The sequence below is a fragment of the Amycolatopsis sp. lyj-90 genome, assembly GCF_046549035.1.
Lineage (GTDB): Bacteria > Actinomycetota > Actinomycetes > Mycobacteriales > Pseudonocardiaceae > Amycolatopsis.
Genome location: NZ_JAJPWP010000006.1, coordinates 218301 through 236345, shown reverse-complemented (window position 1 = coordinate 236345; position 18045 = coordinate 218301). Strand labels below are relative to the sequence as shown.

The window sequence follows — 18045 nt, the reverse complement described above, 5'->3', positions numbered from 1 at the left end:
GCGCCGTGCGGCACCATGGGGCCATGGGTCCCCACGTGCAGGTCGACGTCGAAATGTCCTTCCGGGTCACGAAACCCGGCCCCGCCGCGTTCGTGGTCGCGCTCGCCGGCGGGGCCGAGCAGGAGGAGTTCGCCTATCCCGCGCCGCCGCGCCAGGTCGCGTTCGAACACGGGACCCGGGCGCAGATCCTCGACCTGCCGCTCGGCGAACACGTCGTGCGATACCGGGCCGAACGTGCGCTGCGCCCCGCCGAGGCCGAGCCCGTCACCATGGACGACCTCGTCCGCTACACCCGGCCGAGCCGGTACTGCCCCTCGGACCGGATGGGCGGGCTCGCGCTGTCGAGGTTCGGCCACCTGCCCGACGCGCGCACCCAGGTCGAGGCGATCGTCCGGCACGTGGGCGAGCACCTGTCCTATGTGGTCGGTTCCGGTTCGCCGACCGACGACGCCGTCGACACCTACCTCGCCGGGGAAGGCGTGTGCCGCGACTTCGCGCACGTCTGCATCTCGCTGTGCCGGGTGATCGACATCCCCGCCCGGTTCACCGCGGTCTACGCGCCCGGACTGTCCCCAATGGACTTCCACGCCGTGTTCGAGGCCGCGATCGACGGCCGCTGGTACGTGTTCGACGCCACCGGTCTCGCGCCGAGGCAGAGCCTGAGCCGGATCGCGACCGGCCGGGACGCCACCGACACCGCGTTCCTCTCCACCCTCGGCTGTGAGCTGGACTTTCTCGGCAACGCCGTGCTGGCCACCGCGGGCCCTTCGCTGCCCGAGGACGACGGCTCGGAGCTGATCGCGCTCGCTTGATCGCGTTTTGTCCACGAGCCGTGACCTCGCTGAGGTAGACATTGGCGTGTGAGGGAGAAGCAAGCACCGACGAAATGGAAGCGGCTGCGTGCCCGCTACCGCTGGCTGGACCACGTGGCGCGGGCGGTGAACCGCTATGTCGAGTACGGCGGTTACCACTACGTCGCGTCGATCACCTACTTCAGCCTGTTCTCGCTGGTGCCCATCCTCATGGTCGCGGTGTCGGTGGCGGGCTTCGTGCTGGCGAGCCAGCCGCAGCTGATCGAGTCGATGCTGAACGCGATCACCGGCACGCTGCCGGGCGGCCTCGGTGAACAGGCGGGGGATCTGCTCACCCGTTTCGTGGACCAGCGCACCAGCGTCGGGCTCATCGGTCTGATCATCGGCCTGTACTCCGGCTGGAACTGGATGAACTCGCTGCGGGACGCGCTCACCGCGCTGTGGGGCCAGAACCGGTCGGATCTCCCGCTGCTGCGCACGATCGCCGCGGACCTGCTCGCGCTGCTCGGTCTCGCGAGCGCGCTGCTGGTCTCCTTCGCCATCACCATTTCCGGGTCCGCGCTCGGCCGCTACCTGCTGGGCCTCGCGGGGGTGGACGACACCGCCTGGGGGCACAACGTGCTGTCGGCGATCTCGATTCCCTTGGCACTGCTGGCCAACTGGCTCGTGTTCCTGTGGGTGCTCACCCGGCTGCCGCGGAAACCGGTCGGGGTCCGCAGCGCGATGCGCGGCGCGGTCGCGCTGGCACTGGGCTTCGAACTGCTGAAGCAGGCCGGTGGGATCTACCTGCGGTTGATCGGGAACTCGCCGACCGGGGTCGCGTTCGGCTCCATCATCGGTCTCATCTTCTTCATCTCGCTCGTGGCCAGGATGCTGGTGTTCGTCACGGCCTGGACGGCGACCGCGCGGGACGCGCCCGCCGACCCGGTCCGCCCGCCGCCGCCCGTGGTGGTCCGGCCGGTGGTGGCGCCCGCCGACCGGCACGGCCTCAAACCGGTGCTGGTGGGCGCGGTGACCGGGGTGGTCGCCACCCTCGCCGCGCAACGCCTCCGCCCGCGCCGCCGCGGCTAGCTCGGCTTGGCCGACCCCACCACCCACATCGAGAAGAACTGGGAACCGCCGCCGTACGCGTGCCCGAGCGCGACGCGCGCGCCGTCGACCTGGTAATCCCCGGCGCGGCCCATCACCTGCTTGGCCGCTTCGGAGAACCGGAGCATCCCGGACGCGCCGATCGGGTTCGACGACAGCACGCCGCCCGAAGGGTTGATCGGCAGCCGCCCGCCGAGCGCGGTTTCGCCCGCCTCGGTGAGCTTCCAGCCCTGACCCTCGTCGGTGAACCCCAGGTTCTCCAGCCACATCGGCTCGAACCACGAGAACGGCACGTAGATCTCGGCGGTGTCCACTTCGGACAGCGGATCGGTGATCCCCGCGTCGCGCCACAACGCGGCGGCCGCGTCGCGACCCGCCTGCGGGTTGACCTGGTCGCGGCCGGCGAACGTGGTCGGTTCGGTGCGCATCGCGGTCGCGTGGATCCACGCCGCGCCACCGGGAACGGCGTCGCCCGCGGCCTCGTCACCGATCACCATGGCGCAGGCGCCGTCCGAAGACGGGCACGTTTCGTCGTAGCGGATCGGGTCCCACAGCATCTGGGATGCCTGCACGGATTCCACCGTGATGTCCGGCTGCCGCAAATGCGCGTACGGATTCAGGGCGCCGTTGCGCCGGTCCTTGGCCGCCACGATCGCGCCGATGTGATCGGGCGCGCCGGACCGCCGGATGTAGGAGCGCACGTGCGGCGCGAAGTAGCCGCCCGCGCCGGCGCCCACCGGCATCTGGAACGGCGGCAGGATCGACAGGCCCCACATCGCGTTCGACTCGGATTGCTTCTCGAAAGCCACCGTGAGGACCCGCTTGTGCACTCCCGCCTGCACCAGCGACGCCGCCACGAGCGCGGTCGAGCCACCGACCGAACCCGCGGTGTGCACGCGCAGCAACGGTTTCCCGTTCGCGCCGAGCGAGTCGGCGAGGAACAGTTCGGGCATCATCACGCCCTCGAACAGGTCCGGCGCCTTGCCGAGGACGACGGCGTCGATGTCGTCCCAGCCGGTCTGCGCGTCGAGCATCGCCCGGTCGATGGCCTCCCGGAGCAGGCCCGGCATGGAGACGTCGGTGCGCTTGGCCTTGTGGTGGGTCTGGCCGGTGCCCAGCACGGCCGCGAGGTGCTTCACGAGAGGACCTCCAAGGTCGCGACCAGGTTCTGCTGGAGGACGGGGCCGCTGGTCGCGTGGGCGAGGGTTTTGCGCGCGCTGCCGTCGAGGATGCGGCTCGCCGCCTCACCGATCCGCGCCAGCCCCGCGGAGAACATCGGGTTGCCGGTCAGCACGCCGCCGGAAGGGTTGATCCGCACCTGCTCGCCGAGGCCGAGCGCGTCGCGCAGGATCAATTCCTGATGGGTGAACGGCGCGTGCAGTTCGGCGAGTTCGACGCCGTCGAGGTCGAGCGCCCGGCCGGCGGCCGCCGTGGACGGTGACCGGGTGAGGTCCCGCACGCCGAGCGAGGGGGAGTCGACCCGGTGCTCGATCCCGGTGATCATCGCGGGGCTGTCGACGAGGTCCGCCGCCCGCTCCGCCGAGGCGAGCACGAGAACGGCGGCCCCGTCGGTGACCGGGGCGATGTCATGGGCGCGCAAGGGATCCGCGAAGTACGGGGCGTCGAGGAGGTCGGCGACTTCGACCGTTCCGGAGAACTGGGCGGCGGGATTCCCGGCGGCGTCGGCGCGGCTGCGCGCGGCGACTTCGGCGAGGTCCTTTTCCGACCACAGTCCTGCTTCGAGTCCGAGCCGGGCCTGGATCCCGGCGACGCTCACCGAGTCCGGCCACAGCGGCGCGACGACGTACGGGTCCATCTGCAGCGCCAGCACGCGCCGCAACTGCCCGGCCGACGACTTGCCGAATCCGTAGACGAGCGCCGTTTCGACCTCGCCCATCCGGATCTTGAGCCACGCCTCGTACAACGCCCAGGCGGCGTCCATCTCGACGTGTGATTCGTGGATCGGCGGGAAGGCGCCGATGGCGTCGACGGCCGCGATGAACGAGAACGCGCGGCCCGCGAGGTAGTCCGAGGAGCCCGAGCACCAGAACCCGATGTCCTCTTTGGACAGACCGGTTCGCTCGAAGACCTCGGCGAAGATCGGCACCAGCATTTCCACGCCATTGGTGGTGCCCGGGGTGCTGCGGACGTTGGGGGCCTGCGCGAAGCCCACGACAGCTACATCTGGCACGGTGGTCCTCACAGATGGTGGGCGAAGGATTCGTACGGCGCGTCGGGTTCGCCGGTCGGTGCGAAATGGCCGATGTTCTCCAGCGACGTCCACCATTCGTCCCGGGGTTTCCAGGCGGCGCGCACGCGCATGCCCATCCGGACGTCGGCGGCGTCGCAGCCGAGGACGAGGTGCAGGAACGCGATGTCCGCGCCGTCGAGCAGGATGTACGCCGCCACGTACGGCGGTTTGATCTTCTGGCCGAGGAAGGGCACGTTCACGATGCAGAACGTGGTGACGATGCCGGTGTCGGGCAGCTCGACCTCGTCGGTGGTCGGGACACCGTCGGTCGGGCAGGCGCCGCGTGGCGGGATGTAGACCTTCTCGCACGACGGGCAGCGCTGGCCGATCAGCTTTCCTTCGGCGAGCCCGCGCAGGTACCGGCTTTCCTCCGGCGACGCGGAATGCTCGTACTTCAGGTGGATCGGCGTGATCACCACGCTGACGGGCGCGCCTTCTTCGCGTTTCGCGACCGGTGGTGGCGCCTCGGTGGGCTCGGTGTCGGGGCCGTCGGCGGGGACGAAGTAGGCGATGTCCCTGATGTGGCCGACAGTCTCCTCGGCCCACCGGATGCGCACTCGCTGTCCGGTGTGGACGTTTTCAGGGCTGCCCGCGTCGACGGCGTGCAGGATCGAGGTGTCGGCGCCGTCGAGTTTGACCAGCGCCCACGCGAACGGCCGCGACAACGGCTGGCCGTCGAGCGGTTCGGCGATCCAGGACCAGGACACGATCTCGCCCTCGGAGGCGACCGGTACGAATTCGGACAGCGCTTCGGCGGTCACGGGGTCGTATTCCAGCGGCGGCACGTGGACGCGGCCGTCGCTGCCCCGGACGCCTTCGACACGGCGCTCGCGCAGGGCGTTGACGAACCGGCCGAGCACCGGGCCGACCGAACGCGTGTAGTCGAAGCCCACGTTGAGCGGGGCCGACAGCGGGAGTTCAGGTGCGCTCACAGTCTGAGTGAAACACGTTCTCGAAATTCCAGCAAGATCGGCCTTCTGGGCCTTGCTGGCGGTTGCTCTTGAGTGGAACGCGTTCTAGATTTGCGCGTATGTCGACTGCTACGGGGACACTTGGGATCTGGAACATCGCCGCGCAGGAGCCGGAGCGGGTCGCGCTCGTCGACCCTGACGGCCGCTCGATCGGCTACGGAGACCTGGCCGCGAAAGCGAACGCGTACGCCCGGGGCCTGCAGGCCCTCGGGCTCGAAGCCGGCGACGTGGTCGTCGTCCTGCAGCCCAACGGCGACGAACTCGTGGCGGCCTACTTCGCCGCCATCCAGTCCGGTCTGTACATCGTGGTGGTCAACTGGCACCTGGTCGGACCCGAGGTCGCCTACATCCTTTCCGACAGTGGCGCCAAGGCGTTCCTCGCGCACGAACGGTTCGCCGACGTCGCGATCGCCGCCGCCGACGAGGCGGGGATCGCCGAACGCGGCCGGTTCGCCGTCGGTGACGTCCCGGGATTCCGGCGGATCGAGGAACTGGGTTCCGGTGAGGGCGACGGACGTCCGGAGCGGCGTACGGCGGGCTCGCCGATGCTCTACACGTCGGGGACCACGGGGCGGCCCAAAGGCGTCCGGCGGCCGCTGTCCGGCGCGGACCCCGACTCCGTTCCCGGCGCGTCGACGTGGTTCTTCGGGATCTTCGGGCTGGCGCCGCACGACGACCACGTCCATCTGTGCGGGTCGCCGCTCTATCACACCGCGGTGCTCAACTTCGTCGCGATTTCCCTGCAGCTGGGCCATACGGCGGTGCTGATGGACCGCTGGGACGCCGAGGACATGCTGCGGCTGATCGAGCGGCACCGCGTCACGCACAGCCACATGGTCCCGACCCAGTTCCGCCGCCTGCTCGGGCTGCCGGACGACGTCCGCGCGGCCCACGACCTGAGTTCGCTGCGCGTGATGATCCACGGCGCCGCGCCCTGTCCGCTCGAGGTCAAACGCCGGATGCTCGACTGGTGGGGCCCGGTCGTCACCGAGTACTACGCGGCCACCGAAGGCGGCGGAACGGCGATCTCGGGTGAGGAATGGCTGAAGAAACCGGGTTCGGTGGGGCTGCCGTGGCCGGGGTCGACGATCAAGATCCTCGACGACGAGGGCACGGAACTGCCCCCCGGCGAGACCGGCACGGTGTACATGAAGATGGGCGACTCGAAGTTCGAGTACCACAAGGACCGGGCCAAGACGGACAAGGCGCGGGTCGGGGACCTTTTCACCCTCGGCGACGTCGGGCATCTCGACGACGACGGCTATCTCTTCCTGCACGACCGCAAGGCGGATCTGATCATCTCGGGCGGGGTCAACGTCTACCCGGCGGAGATCGAGGGCGAACTGGTGATGCACCCGAAGATCGCCGACGTCGCGGTGTTCGGCGTTCCGCACGAGGACTGGGGCGAGGCGATCAAGGCCGTCGTGCAGCCCGCGGACGGTGTCGAACCCTCCGAGGAGCTGACCGCGGAGATCCTCGAGTACGCGGCCGCCCGGCTGGCGAAGTTCAAGCTCCCGCGTTCGGTCGGCTACTTGCCCGAACTCCCGCGGGACCCGAACGGGAAGCTCTACAAGCGCAAGCTCCGCGACCCCTACTGGGAGGGTCACCGCGCCCCCTGACCCCGGGGGTCAGCGGCCCCGGAAGACGGGCTTGCGCTTCTCGGCGAAGGCGCGGGGGCCTTCCTTCGCGTCTTCGCTCGCGAAGACCTCGATGCCGTACTGGGCGTCGAGCTTGAAGGCCTCTTCCTCGTGCATGCCCTCGGTGTCGCGCAGGGTCTTGAGGATCGCGCGGACGGCGAGCGGCCCGTTCGCGGCGATCAGGCCCGCCAGCTCCATGGCCTTGTCCAGTGCCTTCCCGTCCGGGACGACGTGCCCGATCAGGCCGATCTCCAGCGCCTCACTCGCCTTGATATGGCGTCCGGTCAGCAGCAGGTCGGCGGCGACGGTGTACGGGATCTGGCGGGGGAGCCGGACGGCCGAACCGCCCATCGGGAACAGGCTCCACCGCGCCTCGGACACGCCGAACTTCGCGCTCTCGCCCGCGACGCGCAGGTCCGTACCCTGCAGGATCTCCGTCCCGCCCGCGATCGCCGGGCCTTCGACGGCCGCGATCAACGGTTTTGTCAGCCGCCGTCCCTTGAGCAGGCCCTCGATCCGGCTGGGGTCGAACGTGCCCTTCTCGAACGAGTCGCTCGGCGAGTTCTTCGACATCGACTTGAGGTCCGCGCCCGCGCAGAACGCGCCGCCCGCGCCGGTGAGCACACAGCAGCGGACGTCGTCGTCCTCGTCGACCCGGTTCCACGCCTCGACCATGATCCCGAGCATTTCGCCGCTGAGCGCGTTGCGGGCCTCCGGCCGGTTCATGGTGACCACGAGGGTGTGGTCGATCTTTTCCACCAGTGCGTGCGGTTCGCCCACCGGGACCTCCGTCAAAAGAGCGGCCATTGCCCAGAACGATAACATGTTCTACTTTGAGCGAGTGGCACTCAACATCGCGGATCTACTCGAGCACGCCGTCGACGCCGTGCCGGAGCGCATCGCGGTCGTCTGCGGCGATCGGCGGGTCACCTTCGCCGAACTGGAAGAGCGCGCCAACCGGCTGGCGCATCACCTCGCGGCACACGGCGTGGGACCTGGATCCCACATCGGTGTCTATTCCCGGAACTCGATCGAAGCCCTGGAATCGATGATCGCCGCGTACAAGCTGCGCGCGATCGCGGTCAACGTCAACTACCGCTACGTCCACGGCGAACTGCGGTACCTGTTCGACAACGCCGACCTCGTGGCGCTGGTCCACGAGCGGCAGTACTCGGACAAGGTCGCCGCCGTCCTGCCGGAAACCCCCAAACTGAAACACGTTGTCGTTGTCGACGACGGAAGCGACGGCGACTGCTCGTCCTACGGTGGTGTGGACTACGAAGCCGCGCTCGCCGAAGGCTCACCCGAGCGCGACTTCGCCGAGCGCAGCGCCGACGACATCTACATCCTTTACACCGGCGGGACCACCGGGTACCCGAAGGGCGTCCTGTGGCGCCACGAGGACATCTGGCGCGCGCTCGGCGGCGGCATCAACTTCGTCACCGGCGAGTACGTCCCCGACGAATGGACGCTCGCGGAACAGGGCAAGTCGGGCAGCCTGGTCCGGCTCCCGGCGGCGCCGCTGATCCACGGCGCCGCGCAGTGGGCCGCGTTCGGCGCGCTGTTCACCGGCAGCCCGGTCGTGTTCGTCCCGCGGTTCGACGCGCACGAAGTCTGGAAAGCCGTGCAGGACAACAAGGTCCAGGTGCTCACGATCGTCGGCGACGCGATGGCGCGGCCGCTGATCGACGCCTACCGCGAGGGCGACTACGACGCGTCGTCGATCGTCGCGGTGTCGAGTCACGCCGCCCTGTTCTCCCAGTCGGTGAAGCAGGAATTCCTGGCGATGCTCCCGCACGTGGTGATCACCGACGCGATCGGCTCCTCCGAAAGCGGGTTCACCGGCATCGGCATGGTCAGCAAGGACAGCGACCATTCCGCCGGCCCCCGCGTCAACTTCGGCAAGGACGCCATCCTGGTGGACGACGACGGCGCGCTCGTCGATCCGGAACCGGGGGCGATCGGGCTGATCGCCCGGCGCGGGCACGTTCCCCTCGGGTACTACAAGGACCCCGCGAAGACCGAGAAGATCTTCGTCGAGATCGACGGCAAGCGGTACGTCGTCCCGGGTGACTACGCGCGCTACGAGGAAGACCTCACGGTGACCCTGCTCGGCAGGGGCTCACAGTGCGTGAACACCGGCGGCGAGAAGGTGTATCCGGAAGAAGTCGAGGGTGCGCTCAAGTCGCATCCGGACGTCTTCGACGCGCTCGTCATCGGTATCCCCGACGACCGGCTCGGTCAGCGGGTGGCCGCGGTGATCCAGCCGCGGACCGGCAAGGAGCTGGACTTCGCCGCGCTCGAAGCACACGTGCGGGGCGAGATCGCCGGGTACAAGGTGCCGCGCAGCCTGTGGCTCGCCGAGGAGATCGGGCGGTCGCCCAGCGGGAAACCGGACTATCCCTGGGCTCAGCGCTACGCGACCGAGCACGAGCCCGTCACCATCCAACCGGCGTAAGGAGTTCCATGCGCACGTCTCTGTGCGACCGGCTCGGGATCGACCTGCCGATCGTCGGGTTCACCCCGTCCGAACACGTCGCCGCGGCGATCAGCCGGGCGGGTGGGCTGGGCGTGCTGGGCTGCGTGCGGTTCAACGACGCCGCCGAACTCGACGCCGTCCTGTCCTGGATGGACGAGAACACCGGCGGCAAACCGTACGGCGTCGACATCGTGATGCCCGCCAAGATCCCGGCCGAAGGGACGTCGATCGATCTCGCGAAGCACATCCCGCAGGGGCATCGCGACTTCGTGGAGCGGACGCTGCGCGATCTCGCGGTGCCGCCGCTACCGGACGACACCGACGAACGCGCGGGAGTGCTGGGCTGGCTGCATTCGGTCGCCCGGTCGCATGTCGAGGTCGCGCTGAAACACCCCATCCGGTTGATCGCCAACGCCTTGGGCTCGCCGCCGGTGGACGTCATCGAGCAGTGTCACGCGAAGGGTGTGCCGGTCGCGGCGTTGGCGGGCAAGGCCGAGCACGCCGTCCGGCACGTCGAGAACGGCGTCGACATCGTTGTGGCGCAAGGTTATGAGGCGGGCGGGCACACCGGCGAGATCGCGTCGATGGTGCTGTTGCCCGAAGTGGCCGACGCCGTCGGTGACCGCGTGCCGGTGCTCGCCGCCGGCGGGATCGGCTCGGGCAGGCAGGTCGCGGCGGCGCTCGCGCTGGGCGCGTCCGGGGTGTGGATGGGCTCCTTCTGGCTCGCCACCGAGGAGTACCTCCAGACGATGGGGGAGTCCGAGGCGATGCAGCGCGCGCTGGTCGCGGCGGGCTCGTCCGACACCGTCCGGACGCGGATCTACACCGGCAAACCGGCACGGCTGCTCAAAACGCGGTGGACCGAGGCGTGGGCCTCGCCCGACGCGCCCGAACCGCTGCCGATGCCCTTGCAGAACCTGCTGGTCTCCCACGCGCACAACCGGATCCACCACGCGGCGGATCCGAGCGTGGTCTCGATGCCGGTCGGCCAGATCGTCGGGCGGATGGACCGGGTGCGCCCGGTCGCCGACGTGATCTCGGAACTGGTCTCGGGATACGAGGAAGCACTGTCGCGTTTGGACAAAACCCGCTGAAGCGAAAGAGAAGGTCCCCTCCACCACGTCGTTGTGGTGAAGGGGACCTTCAGTGCATGCCGTGCGTCGAAGCTACAACCCGGCGGCCGCGTTCTTGATCGCGGTCGCGAAGGTGCTCACCTCGGCGTAGACGCCGGGAGCGCGCGGCCGCGCGCAGCCTTCGCCCCAGCTGACGATGCCGACCTGGATCCAGGCGTTGGCGCTGTCGCGGCGGAACATCGGGCCGCCCGAGTCACCCTGGCAGGTGTCGACGCCGCCGGAGTTGACGTTGCCCGCGCAGATCTCGGCGCTGTCGATCAGGTCGGCGTAGCTGCCGCCCTGCGCCTTGCAGGTCGCGTCGGAGACGAACGGGACGGTGGCCTTGAGCAGGTAACGCTGCTGCGCCCCGCCCTCGGACGCGGCACCCCAGCCCGCGACGGTGAACGTACCGCTGTTGTAGGCCGTCGTGGTGGCGATCGGCAGCGTCGCGATCCCGGTGACCGGGCTCGCGAGCTTGATCAGGGCCCAGTCACCACCGGTGGAGGTGGGGTAGGTCGGTGACCGGTGCACGTAGGTCGACTTGACCTTCTTGGCCGAGCCGCTCTGCAGGTCCACCACGCCGAGGGTGGCGGTGATGCTCGTGTTGGCCCCGGTCCGCGACACACAGTGCGCGGCCGTCAGCACGATCTGCGAGGTGTAGAGCGCACCGCCGCAGCCCATGGAAAGCCTTACCATCCAGGGGAATTCGCCCTGAGCGGCTCGGGTGCCACCGACCACGTCGGTGGACGGCGGCTGAGCGGCCGCGGCTTGCGGAGCCGTGGCGAGACCCGCCAGGGTTCCGGCCGCCGCGACGGCGATCAGGGTCTTTTTGAGCAGGCTGAACCGACGCTTGATGTCCAAGGGTTCATTCCTTCCGGCTGTCCACAGTGGAGGCAGGGAGACTGACTGCGGCCAACTGACTACAGCAGGTCGCCCGATGCCGGGACAACCGACTTTCTTCGGATCTTTGGGCCGATGATGGTGATTAACGGACGTTCGTCGCGTACTGCCGACGAATGGCCTAGGCCGGAGTGCCTAGTGCCCCTACTCCGGAGCCGGCGAGCGCCGGAACCGCCGGAAGGCTGAACGTGGGCACGGACGGTCACCTCGACCGGGGCCCGGTCCGCGTGGCGGGCGATCCGCCGAACGAGGTGCCCGTTTCGTCCACGAGTGTGAGCGTGGCATGAACACTTCGTTCGGGTCAGTACAGGTCAGGTGAATTCGGCCTAAGATCTGGACAGTGAGAACACGGTCACCGAAAGCCCATCCAACTGCCGACGGCCCGGTACGGGACGGAATTCCCGAACACGGCCGCATTCCCCGCTATTACGCGGTCAAAGTCGAGCTGCTCGACGTGATCTCCGAATTGGGGCAAGGAGCGGCACTTCCCACCGAAAGGGAACTATCCGAACGTTTCGAGGTTTCCCGCGCGACGGTCCGCCAGGCCGTCGGTGAGCTCGTGCTCGAAGGCCGTCTCAGCAGGCGGCAGGGGAGCGGCACCTATGTCGCGGGCCCCAAGCTCGTCCAGCCGCTCGCTTTGGTGAGTTACACCGAAGGACTCAGGAGGCAGGGCATTCAGCCGGGCCGGAATCTGATCTCACTGGAACGCCGGGAGGCGGGTCCTTCGCTGGCTTCGGAACTGGAAATCGATCCCGACGACGACGTCATCCACATCGAACGGGTGCTGCTCGCCGACGACGAGCGGGTCGGGCTGGAATCGACCTATCTCACCGCCGCGCGATTCCCGACCCTGATGGATGTGTTCGATCCCACACAGTCGCTCTACGCGTGTTTGCGGGAAAGGCTCGGCGTGGTGTTCGACGGCGCCGAGGAGCGGGTCGAGACCGTGCTCGCCACCCCGCGGGAGGCGCTGCTGATCGGGACGAATCCGGCACTGCCGATGCTGCTGATGCACCGGACCTCCTGGGGGACCGACGGCGTCCCCTTCGAGCGCGTCCGGTCGCTTTTCCGGGGTGACCGCCTTTCGTTCGAGACCCGCTTGGGCCGCGTGGAGTGACCCCTCCGCCCATTTAGTCCTCCAGATGCGATGCTTGCACTTTCAACGACCGCAAGCAGAGGGCTACCCGCGGTGAAATGTAACGCGAAGATAACAGGTCTGGTCCACATTTCGGGGGTACTTCACCTGGGGTTAGGACTGCGGTCACGGAGCGTTGGTGCGGGCAGGCGAGCGTCTGCGGGGTGCGAATCCTCATCATCGGCGGCGGAGTGCTCGGCACTCAGCACGCCTGGCAGGCCGTCGAACGCGGTCACGACGTCGTCCAGATCGAACGCGAGCCCGAGGCCCGGGGCGCGTCCGTCCGCAACTTCGGGCTGGTCTGGGTCGGCGGCCGCGCCACCGGCCCCGAACTGGAGACGGCCGCCCGGGCGCGAGTGCTGTGGGAGCGCATCGGTGACCGAGTCCCGGGGATCGGCTTCCGGCCGAACGGCTCCCTCACCGTCGTCCGCACGGAGGCGGAACTCGCCGTCGCCCAGGCCGCGGCGGCGAGCACGGAGGACCGCGGCTTCAAGCTGCTCGACGCCGCGCAAACCCGCGAACTGAACCCGGCCCTGCGCGGCGACCTCCTCGGCGCGCTCTGGTGCGATCGCGACGCCGCCGTCGAACCGCGCGTCGCCCAGCCCGCCCTGCGCGCCGAACTGGCGAAATCCGGCCGTTACACCTGGGTGCCCGGCCGCGAGATCCGCGACCTGACCACCCGTGGTGTCGTCGACGACACGGGCGAGACCCACGAAGGCGACGTCGTCGTTCTGTGCACCGGCGCCTGGACCGGTGGCCTGGTCAAGGAGCTCGCCGGGCAGACCCCGGTCCGCCGGGTGCGGCTGCAGATGGCCCAGACCGAGCCACTCGGTGAAACCCTCACCACCACGGTCGCCGACGCGGACAGCTTCCGGTACTACCCGGCGTACCGCGGCGCCGCGCTCGACAGCCTCAACAGCGGGCAGCCGCAGGGTGTGATCGCCGCCGCCAACGCCATGCAGTTGCTCATGGTCCAGCGCCTCGACGGCTCGCTGACCATCGGCGACACGCACGAGTACGACGAGCCGTTCTCCTTCGACACCACCGAAGACCCGTACGACCACCTGGCCGAGGTCGCCGGGGCGCTGCTCGGACGGCCGCTCCCGCGGATCGCCCGGCGCTGGGCCGGGGTCTACGCCCAGACCACCGACACCTCGCGGATCGTCCACCGCGCCCGCGTCGCGGACAACGCGTGGCTCGTCACCGGACCCGGCGGCCGGGGCATGACCTGCTCGCCCGCCATCGCCGAAGACACCGCCGAGGAGCTGTCGTGGTGAACACCGAACTCGTCGTCCTGGACATGGCCGGGACCACCGTCGCCGACGACGGCCTGGTGATCCGCGCCTTCACCGAGGCGATCGCAGCCGCCGGAGTGTCCGAAGAGGACAGCCGGTACCCCGGGATGCTCGACTACGTCGTCGAAACCATGGGGCAGTCCAAGATCGTCGTCTTCCGTGCCCTGCTCGCCGGGGACGAGGAACTCGCCCGGCGCGCGAACACCGCCTTCCAGGACGCCTACGGGAAGCTCGTCGCCGACGGCCACTGCGAGCCGATCCCCGGCGCCGAAGACACGATCCAGGAACTGCGCGCCCAAGGGGTGAAGGTCGCGCTCACCACCGGTTTCGCCGCGAGCACGCAGAACGCGATCCTGGACGCGCTGGGCTGGCACGGCCTCGCCGACGCCGTGCTGGCGCCGGGTGAAGGCGTCCGCGGCCGCCCGTTCCCCGACCTCGTCCTCGCCGCCGCGCTGCGGCTCGAAATCACCGACGTCCGCCGGGTCGCCGTCGCCGGCGACACCCCGTCGGACGTCCAGACCGGGCTCCGGTCCGGCGCCTCGCTCGTCGCCGGCGTGCTCACCGGATCGGCGAAGAAGCCGGAACTCGAAGCCGCCGGTGCCACCCACGTCCTCGCATCCGTCCGCGACCTCCCCACCCTGCTGTCCTAAAAGGAGCTTTGACGACATGAAGAAACTCGCGGCCGCCGCCCTCGCCGGGCTGCTCACGATCACCCTGGCCGCCTGTGGTGGCACCGCCGGAGGCGCGTCCGGCGACCAGACCGTCACGCTGTACACAGTGGACGGTCTCGAAGACTGGTACGCACAGCGCGTCGAGGAGTTCAAGGCCAAGACCGGCATCACCGTCCAGGCGGTGACCGCGGGATCGGGCGAGGTCGCCTCCCGGGTGGAGAAGGAGAAGGCCAACACCCAGGCCGACATCCTGGTCACCCTCCCGCCGTTCATCCAGCGGGCCGCGTCGCAGGGCCTGCTCGCCACCACGGCGCCGTCCGGGATCGACCAGGTCCCCGCCGGGCAGAAGGACGGCCAGGGCCGCTACTTCGCCATCATGAACAACTACCTCAGCTTCATCCGCAACCCGCAGGCCTCGCCCAAGACCTGGGACGACCTGCTCGCGCCCGCGCTCAAGGGCAAGCTCCAGTACTCGACCCCCGGCGAGGCGGGTGACGGCACCGCGGTCCTGCTGCAGCTGCAGCACGTCCTCGGCGAGCAGGGCGCGCTCGAGTACCTCGCGAAACTCGAGGCCAACAACGTCGGCCCGTCGTCCTCCACCGGCAAGCTGCAGCCGAAGGTGGCCAAGGCCGAGATCCTGGTGGCCAACGGCGACGTGCAGATGAACCTCGCCTCGATCGAGAAGAGCGGCGGTTTCGAGATCTTCTTCCCGGCCGACGCGCAGGGCAAGCGGTCCACGTTCGCGCTCCCGTACTACGCCGGTCTCGTGAACAACGCCCCGCACGCGGAGAACGCCAAGAAGTTCCTGGACTTCCTGCTCTCGCCGGAGGTGCAGGGCAAGGCGGTGGACGCCTTCGGTGCCCCGTCGCGGACCGACGTCACGCCGTCCGGGCCGCGGGCGGACAAGGTGAAGGCCGCCCTCGACGGCGTCGAGATCTGGCAGCCGGACTGGAACACCGTCCTCGCGAAGCTCGACGCCGACCTCGCCGCGTACAAGAAGGCCGTCGGCCGATGACCCCGGCGGTCGAGTTCCGCGGGGTGTCCGTCCGCTTCGGACAGACGACCGCGCTCTCGCCACTGGATCTCACCGTGGCGAGAGGGGAGACGCTGGCGATGCTCGGGCCGTCCGGCTCCGGCAAGTCGACGGCCCTGAAGGCGCTCGCGGGCTTCGTCGTGCCGAGCACCGGCCGGGTCCTGCTCGACGGCGAGGACGTCACCGAACTGCCGCCGCACCGGCGCGGCCTCGGGGTGGTCGTCCAGAGTTACGCGCTGTTCCCGCACATGCGGGTCGAGGCCAACGTCGCTTTCGGGCTCAAGGCGAGGAAAACACCTGGCGCCGAGACGGCGAGCAGGGTCGCCGAGGCACTGGAACTGGTCGGGATGGGCAAATACGCCCGGCGCTATCCGCGTGAGCTCTCGGGCGGGCAGCAACAGCGGGTCGCCCTCGCGCGGGCACTGGCCATCCGGCCGCGGGTGCTGCTGCTCGACGAGCCGCTGTCCGCGTTGGACGCCGCCCTGCGCGAGGACATGGTCGCGGAACTGCTGCGGCTGCGGGCCGAGCTGCCCGACACCACGATCGTCTACGTCACCCACGACCAGGGTGAGGCGCTGGCGCTGGCCGACCGGATCGCCGTCATGCGCGATTCCAAGCTGGTAGAACTCGGGCCGAGCCGCGAGCTCTACCAGCGTCCTTCGACCGAGTTCACCGCGAGCTTCCTCGGCGCGTCCAACCTCATCCCGGTCGAGCTGATCCAGGCCGACGGCACCCGGGTGCGGCTCGGTGATCGCGAACTGGCGGCCGACCCGTCCGGCCCGATCCGGGCGGGGCAGCCCGTCGCGCTGGGCGTGCGGCCCCACCGGATCGGGATCACCGCGGTGGACGCCCCCGGCGCGCTGCCCGCGGTGCTGCGCGGCGTCCAGTGGCGTGGCACGGGCTTCCGGCTCGACCTCGAACTCGCGCACAACGGGGACGAGGTCCGGGCCGAGGTGCCGGACGTCGAGGGGCTGCCGGGCGTGGGGGAGAAGGTCGGAGTGTCCATTCCGGACGGTTGCCCGCTGGTGGGTATCGGATGACCCGTCGCGGTTGGCTCCTGCTGCCACCGGTGCTCGTCCTGCTCGGCTTCTTCGGCTACCCGCTGGTGCTGGTCGTCCTGCAATCCCTGGAATCGAAGACCGGCGAGTTCGGGTTGTCGGTGTGGCTGGACGTCCTGGGTTCGGCGGAATTCCGGGACGCCGCCTGGAAGACCGTCGCGCTCGCGCTCGGCGCCACCGCGGGCTGCGTCGTGCTCGGGACGTTCCTCGCGCTGGTGATCGCGTTCGTGCCGTTCCCCGGCGCGCGCACGCTTTCGAGGCTGGTGGACACCGTGCTGGCGTTCCCGTCGTTCCTCATCGCGCTCGCGTTCACCTTCATCTACGGCAGCGCGGGGATCCTGGGCGCGGGCGGGTTCCTGTACTCGCCGTTCGGGATCCTGCTGGCGGAGATCACCTTCTACACGCCGTTCGTGATGCGGCCGGCGCTCGCCGCGTTCGGCCAGGTCTCCTCGGCGCAGATGGAGGTCGCGGCCAGTCTCGGCGCGAAACCCGGCCGCGTGCTGCGCCGGGTGATCCTCCCGGAAGCCTTGCCGTCACTGGCTTCCGGCGCCTGCCTGACCATGCTGCTGGCGATGAACGAGTTCGGCATCGTGCTGTTCCTCGGCGCCAAGGACGTCACGACGCTGCCGATGCTGGTCTACGGCAAGGGGATCGTGACGTTCGACTTCCCGCAGGCCTGTGTCATCGCGGTGGTCAACGTCGTGTTCTCCCTCGCCCTGTACGGAACCTACCGGCGACTGACGAAGGGAGGCCCTCGTGCTGCTGTGGACCAGGCGTAGCCGAGTCCTGCTGTGGGTGGTGTTCGCGGTGCTGTTCACCGCGATCGTGCTGGCGCCGCTGCTGATGATCGTGCTGGCGTCGGTCGCCGGGAACTGGACGGGACTGCTGCCGGGCGCGCTCACCGGCTCGCATTTCGCGCAGGCGCTGTCCGGGGAGACCTTCGCGAGTCTCTCGGTGAGCATCCAGACCGGCGTCATCGCTTCGGTGGTCTCGGTCGCGCTGGGGACGTGGGCCGCGCTCGCGTCGCAATCCGCTCCGCCGAAGGTGCGGAAGGCCGTCGACACCCTGTTCCACCTGCCGATCGCGGTGCCGTCGGTGGTGCTGGGGCTGGCGTTGCTGGTCGCGTTCAGCCGTCCGCCGCTGGCCTTCAACGGCACGCGCTGGATCGTGCTGCTGGGGCACCTGATGATTCTGCTGCCGTTCTCCTACAGCACGGTCTCCGCCGCGATCGCGCGGATGGACCCGCTGCTGGCGCAGGCGGCGGCGAGCCTCGGCGCGGGGCCGGTCCGTGTGCTGCTGCGGGTGCGGCTCCCGGTGCTGCTGCCGTCGATCTCGGCTTCGGCGAGCCTCGCGCTGGCGATGTCGATGGGCGAACTGGGCGCGACGATGATGCTGTACCCGCCGGACTGGCGCACCCTGCCCGCCGGCATCTTCGCGCTCACGGACCGGGGGCAGGTGTTCCTCGCGTCGGCGAGCACGGTGCTGCTGCTGGCCGTCACGCTCGCCGGGGTGGTGATCCTGGGACTGGCCCGCGGCCGCGCGGCACAGCGGTGAACGAACAGCGGTGATGCAACCGTTCACCCGGTTCGTTCCGTCCAGCCG

Annotated in this window: 17 protein-coding genes; 12 read left to right on the top strand and 5 right to left on the bottom strand. The window is 69.5% G+C overall.

Going from position 1 to position 18045, the window contains the following annotated elements:
* Nucleotides 1-23 precede the first annotated feature (23 nt).
* Nucleotides 24-812, top strand: coding sequence for a transglutaminase-like domain-containing protein (locus tag ACLJPX_RS24330; protein WP_101606557.1), 789 nt, complete (start codon nucleotides 24-26; stop codon nucleotides 810-812).
* A gap of 48 nt (nucleotides 813-860) precedes the next feature.
* The gene (locus tag ACLJPX_RS24325) at nucleotides 861-1883 is read left to right on the top strand and encodes a YhjD/YihY/BrkB family envelope integrity protein (RefSeq protein ID WP_101606558.1); all 1023 of its coding nucleotides are present in this window, start codon (nucleotides 861-863) and stop codon (nucleotides 1881-1883) included.
* Here ACLJPX_RS24325 and ACLJPX_RS24320 read toward each other — a convergent pair.
* The 3 genes from ACLJPX_RS24320 to ACLJPX_RS24310 are packed head-to-tail and all read right to left on the bottom strand — an operon-like array spanning nucleotide 1880 to nucleotide 5084.
* Nucleotides 1880-3040, bottom strand: coding sequence for a thiolase domain-containing protein (locus ACLJPX_RS24320; RefSeq protein WP_101606559.1), 1161 nt, complete (start codon nucleotides 3038-3040; stop codon nucleotides 1880-1882). The two genes, ACLJPX_RS24325 and ACLJPX_RS24320, sit on opposite strands and share 4 nt — an antisense overlap.
* Entirely contained in the window at nucleotides 3037-4092 is a 1056-nt protein-coding gene (locus ACLJPX_RS24315; RefSeq protein WP_410602100.1) for a thiolase domain-containing protein, read from the bottom strand. The genes ACLJPX_RS24320 and ACLJPX_RS24315 overlap by 4 nt, the downstream gene beginning before the upstream one ends.
* 8 nt (nucleotides 4093-4100) lie before the next feature.
* Nucleotides 4101-5084 carry a Zn-ribbon domain-containing OB-fold protein gene (locus ACLJPX_RS24310; protein WP_410602099.1) on the bottom strand — a complete coding sequence of 328 codons (984 nt, stop codon included), beginning with the start codon at nucleotides 5082-5084 and terminating at the stop codon, nucleotides 4101-4103.
* 98 nt (nucleotides 5085-5182) lie between these two features.
* On the opposite strand from ACLJPX_RS24310, the gene ACLJPX_RS24305 reads away from it, so the two are divergent.
* Nucleotides 5183-6742: an acyl-CoA synthetase gene (locus tag ACLJPX_RS24305; protein WP_410602098.1), complete on the top strand. Its 1560-nt coding sequence runs from the start codon at nucleotides 5183-5185 to the stop codon at nucleotides 6740-6742.
* Between the two features lie 9 nt (nucleotides 6743-6751).
* Here ACLJPX_RS24305 and ACLJPX_RS24300 read toward each other — a convergent pair whose 3' ends face one another.
* Nucleotides 6752-7540, bottom strand: a complete 789-nt coding sequence (locus ACLJPX_RS24300) for a crotonase/enoyl-CoA hydratase family protein (RefSeq protein ID WP_101613057.1) — start codon at nucleotides 7538-7540, stop codon at nucleotides 6752-6754.
* A gap of 61 nt (nucleotides 7541-7601) precedes the next feature.
* Here ACLJPX_RS24300 and ACLJPX_RS24295 point away from each other — a divergent pair, with 61 nt between their 5' ends.
* Nucleotides 7602-9218, top strand: a complete 1617-nt coding sequence (locus ACLJPX_RS24295; RefSeq protein ID WP_199193128.1) for an acyl-CoA synthetase — start codon at nucleotides 7602-7604, stop codon at nucleotides 9216-9218.
* A gap of 8 nt (nucleotides 9219-9226) precedes the next feature.
* Complete coding sequence (locus ACLJPX_RS24290) at nucleotides 9227-10333, top strand: NAD(P)H-dependent flavin oxidoreductase (RefSeq protein WP_410602097.1); 1107 nt, start codon at nucleotides 9227-9229, stop codon at nucleotides 10331-10333.
* A gap of 72 nt (nucleotides 10334-10405) precedes the next feature.
* On the opposite strand, the gene ACLJPX_RS24285 is transcribed toward ACLJPX_RS24290, so the two are convergent.
* Nucleotides 10406-11212, bottom strand: a complete 807-nt coding sequence (locus ACLJPX_RS24285) for a S1 family peptidase (RefSeq protein WP_101606564.1) — start codon at nucleotides 11210-11212, stop codon at nucleotides 10406-10408.
* 379 nt (nucleotides 11213-11591) lie between these two features.
* Between ACLJPX_RS24285 and ACLJPX_RS24280 the strand changes: the two genes are divergently transcribed.
* The 7 genes from ACLJPX_RS24280 (at nucleotide 11592) to ACLJPX_RS24250 (ending at nucleotide 17997) form a co-directional block, all read left to right on the top strand.
* Nucleotides 11592-12368 (top strand): GntR family transcriptional regulator, encoded by a 777-nt coding sequence (locus ACLJPX_RS24280; RefSeq protein WP_410602095.1) that lies wholly within the window; start codon nucleotides 11592-11594, stop codon nucleotides 12366-12368.
* 182 nt (nucleotides 12369-12550) lie between these two features.
* Nucleotides 12551-13663, top strand: a complete 1113-nt coding sequence (locus ACLJPX_RS24275; RefSeq protein ID WP_410602094.1) for a TIGR03364 family FAD-dependent oxidoreductase — start codon at nucleotides 12551-12553, stop codon at nucleotides 13661-13663.
* Nucleotides 13657-14331, top strand: a complete 675-nt coding sequence (locus ACLJPX_RS24270; RefSeq protein ID WP_410602093.1) for a phosphonatase-like hydrolase — start codon at nucleotides 13657-13659, stop codon at nucleotides 14329-14331. The genes ACLJPX_RS24275 and ACLJPX_RS24270 overlap by 7 nt, the downstream gene beginning before the upstream one ends.
* A 16-nt stretch (nucleotides 14332-14347) precedes the next feature.
* Nucleotides 14348-15367: a 2-aminoethylphosphonate ABC transporter substrate-binding protein gene (locus tag ACLJPX_RS24265; protein ID WP_410602092.1), complete on the top strand. Its 1020-nt coding sequence runs from the start codon at nucleotides 14348-14350 to the stop codon at nucleotides 15365-15367.
* Nucleotides 15364-16425, top strand: a complete 1062-nt coding sequence (locus ACLJPX_RS24260; RefSeq protein ID WP_410602091.1) for an ABC transporter ATP-binding protein — start codon at nucleotides 15364-15366, stop codon at nucleotides 16423-16425. Before ACLJPX_RS24265 ends, ACLJPX_RS24260 begins: the two co-directional genes overlap by 4 nt.
* On the top strand, nucleotides 16422-17222 hold the full coding sequence (locus tag ACLJPX_RS24255; RefSeq protein WP_410602090.1) for a 2-aminoethylphosphonate ABC transporter permease subunit: 801 nt from the start codon (nucleotides 16422-16424) through the stop codon (nucleotides 17220-17222). Before ACLJPX_RS24260 ends, ACLJPX_RS24255 begins: the two co-directional genes overlap by 4 nt.
* Nucleotides 17200-17997, top strand: coding sequence for an ABC transporter permease (locus ACLJPX_RS24250; RefSeq protein WP_410602089.1), 798 nt, complete (start codon nucleotides 17200-17202; stop codon nucleotides 17995-17997). The genes ACLJPX_RS24255 and ACLJPX_RS24250 overlap by 23 nt, the downstream gene beginning before the upstream one ends.
* Nucleotides 17998-18045 lie beyond the last annotated feature (48 nt).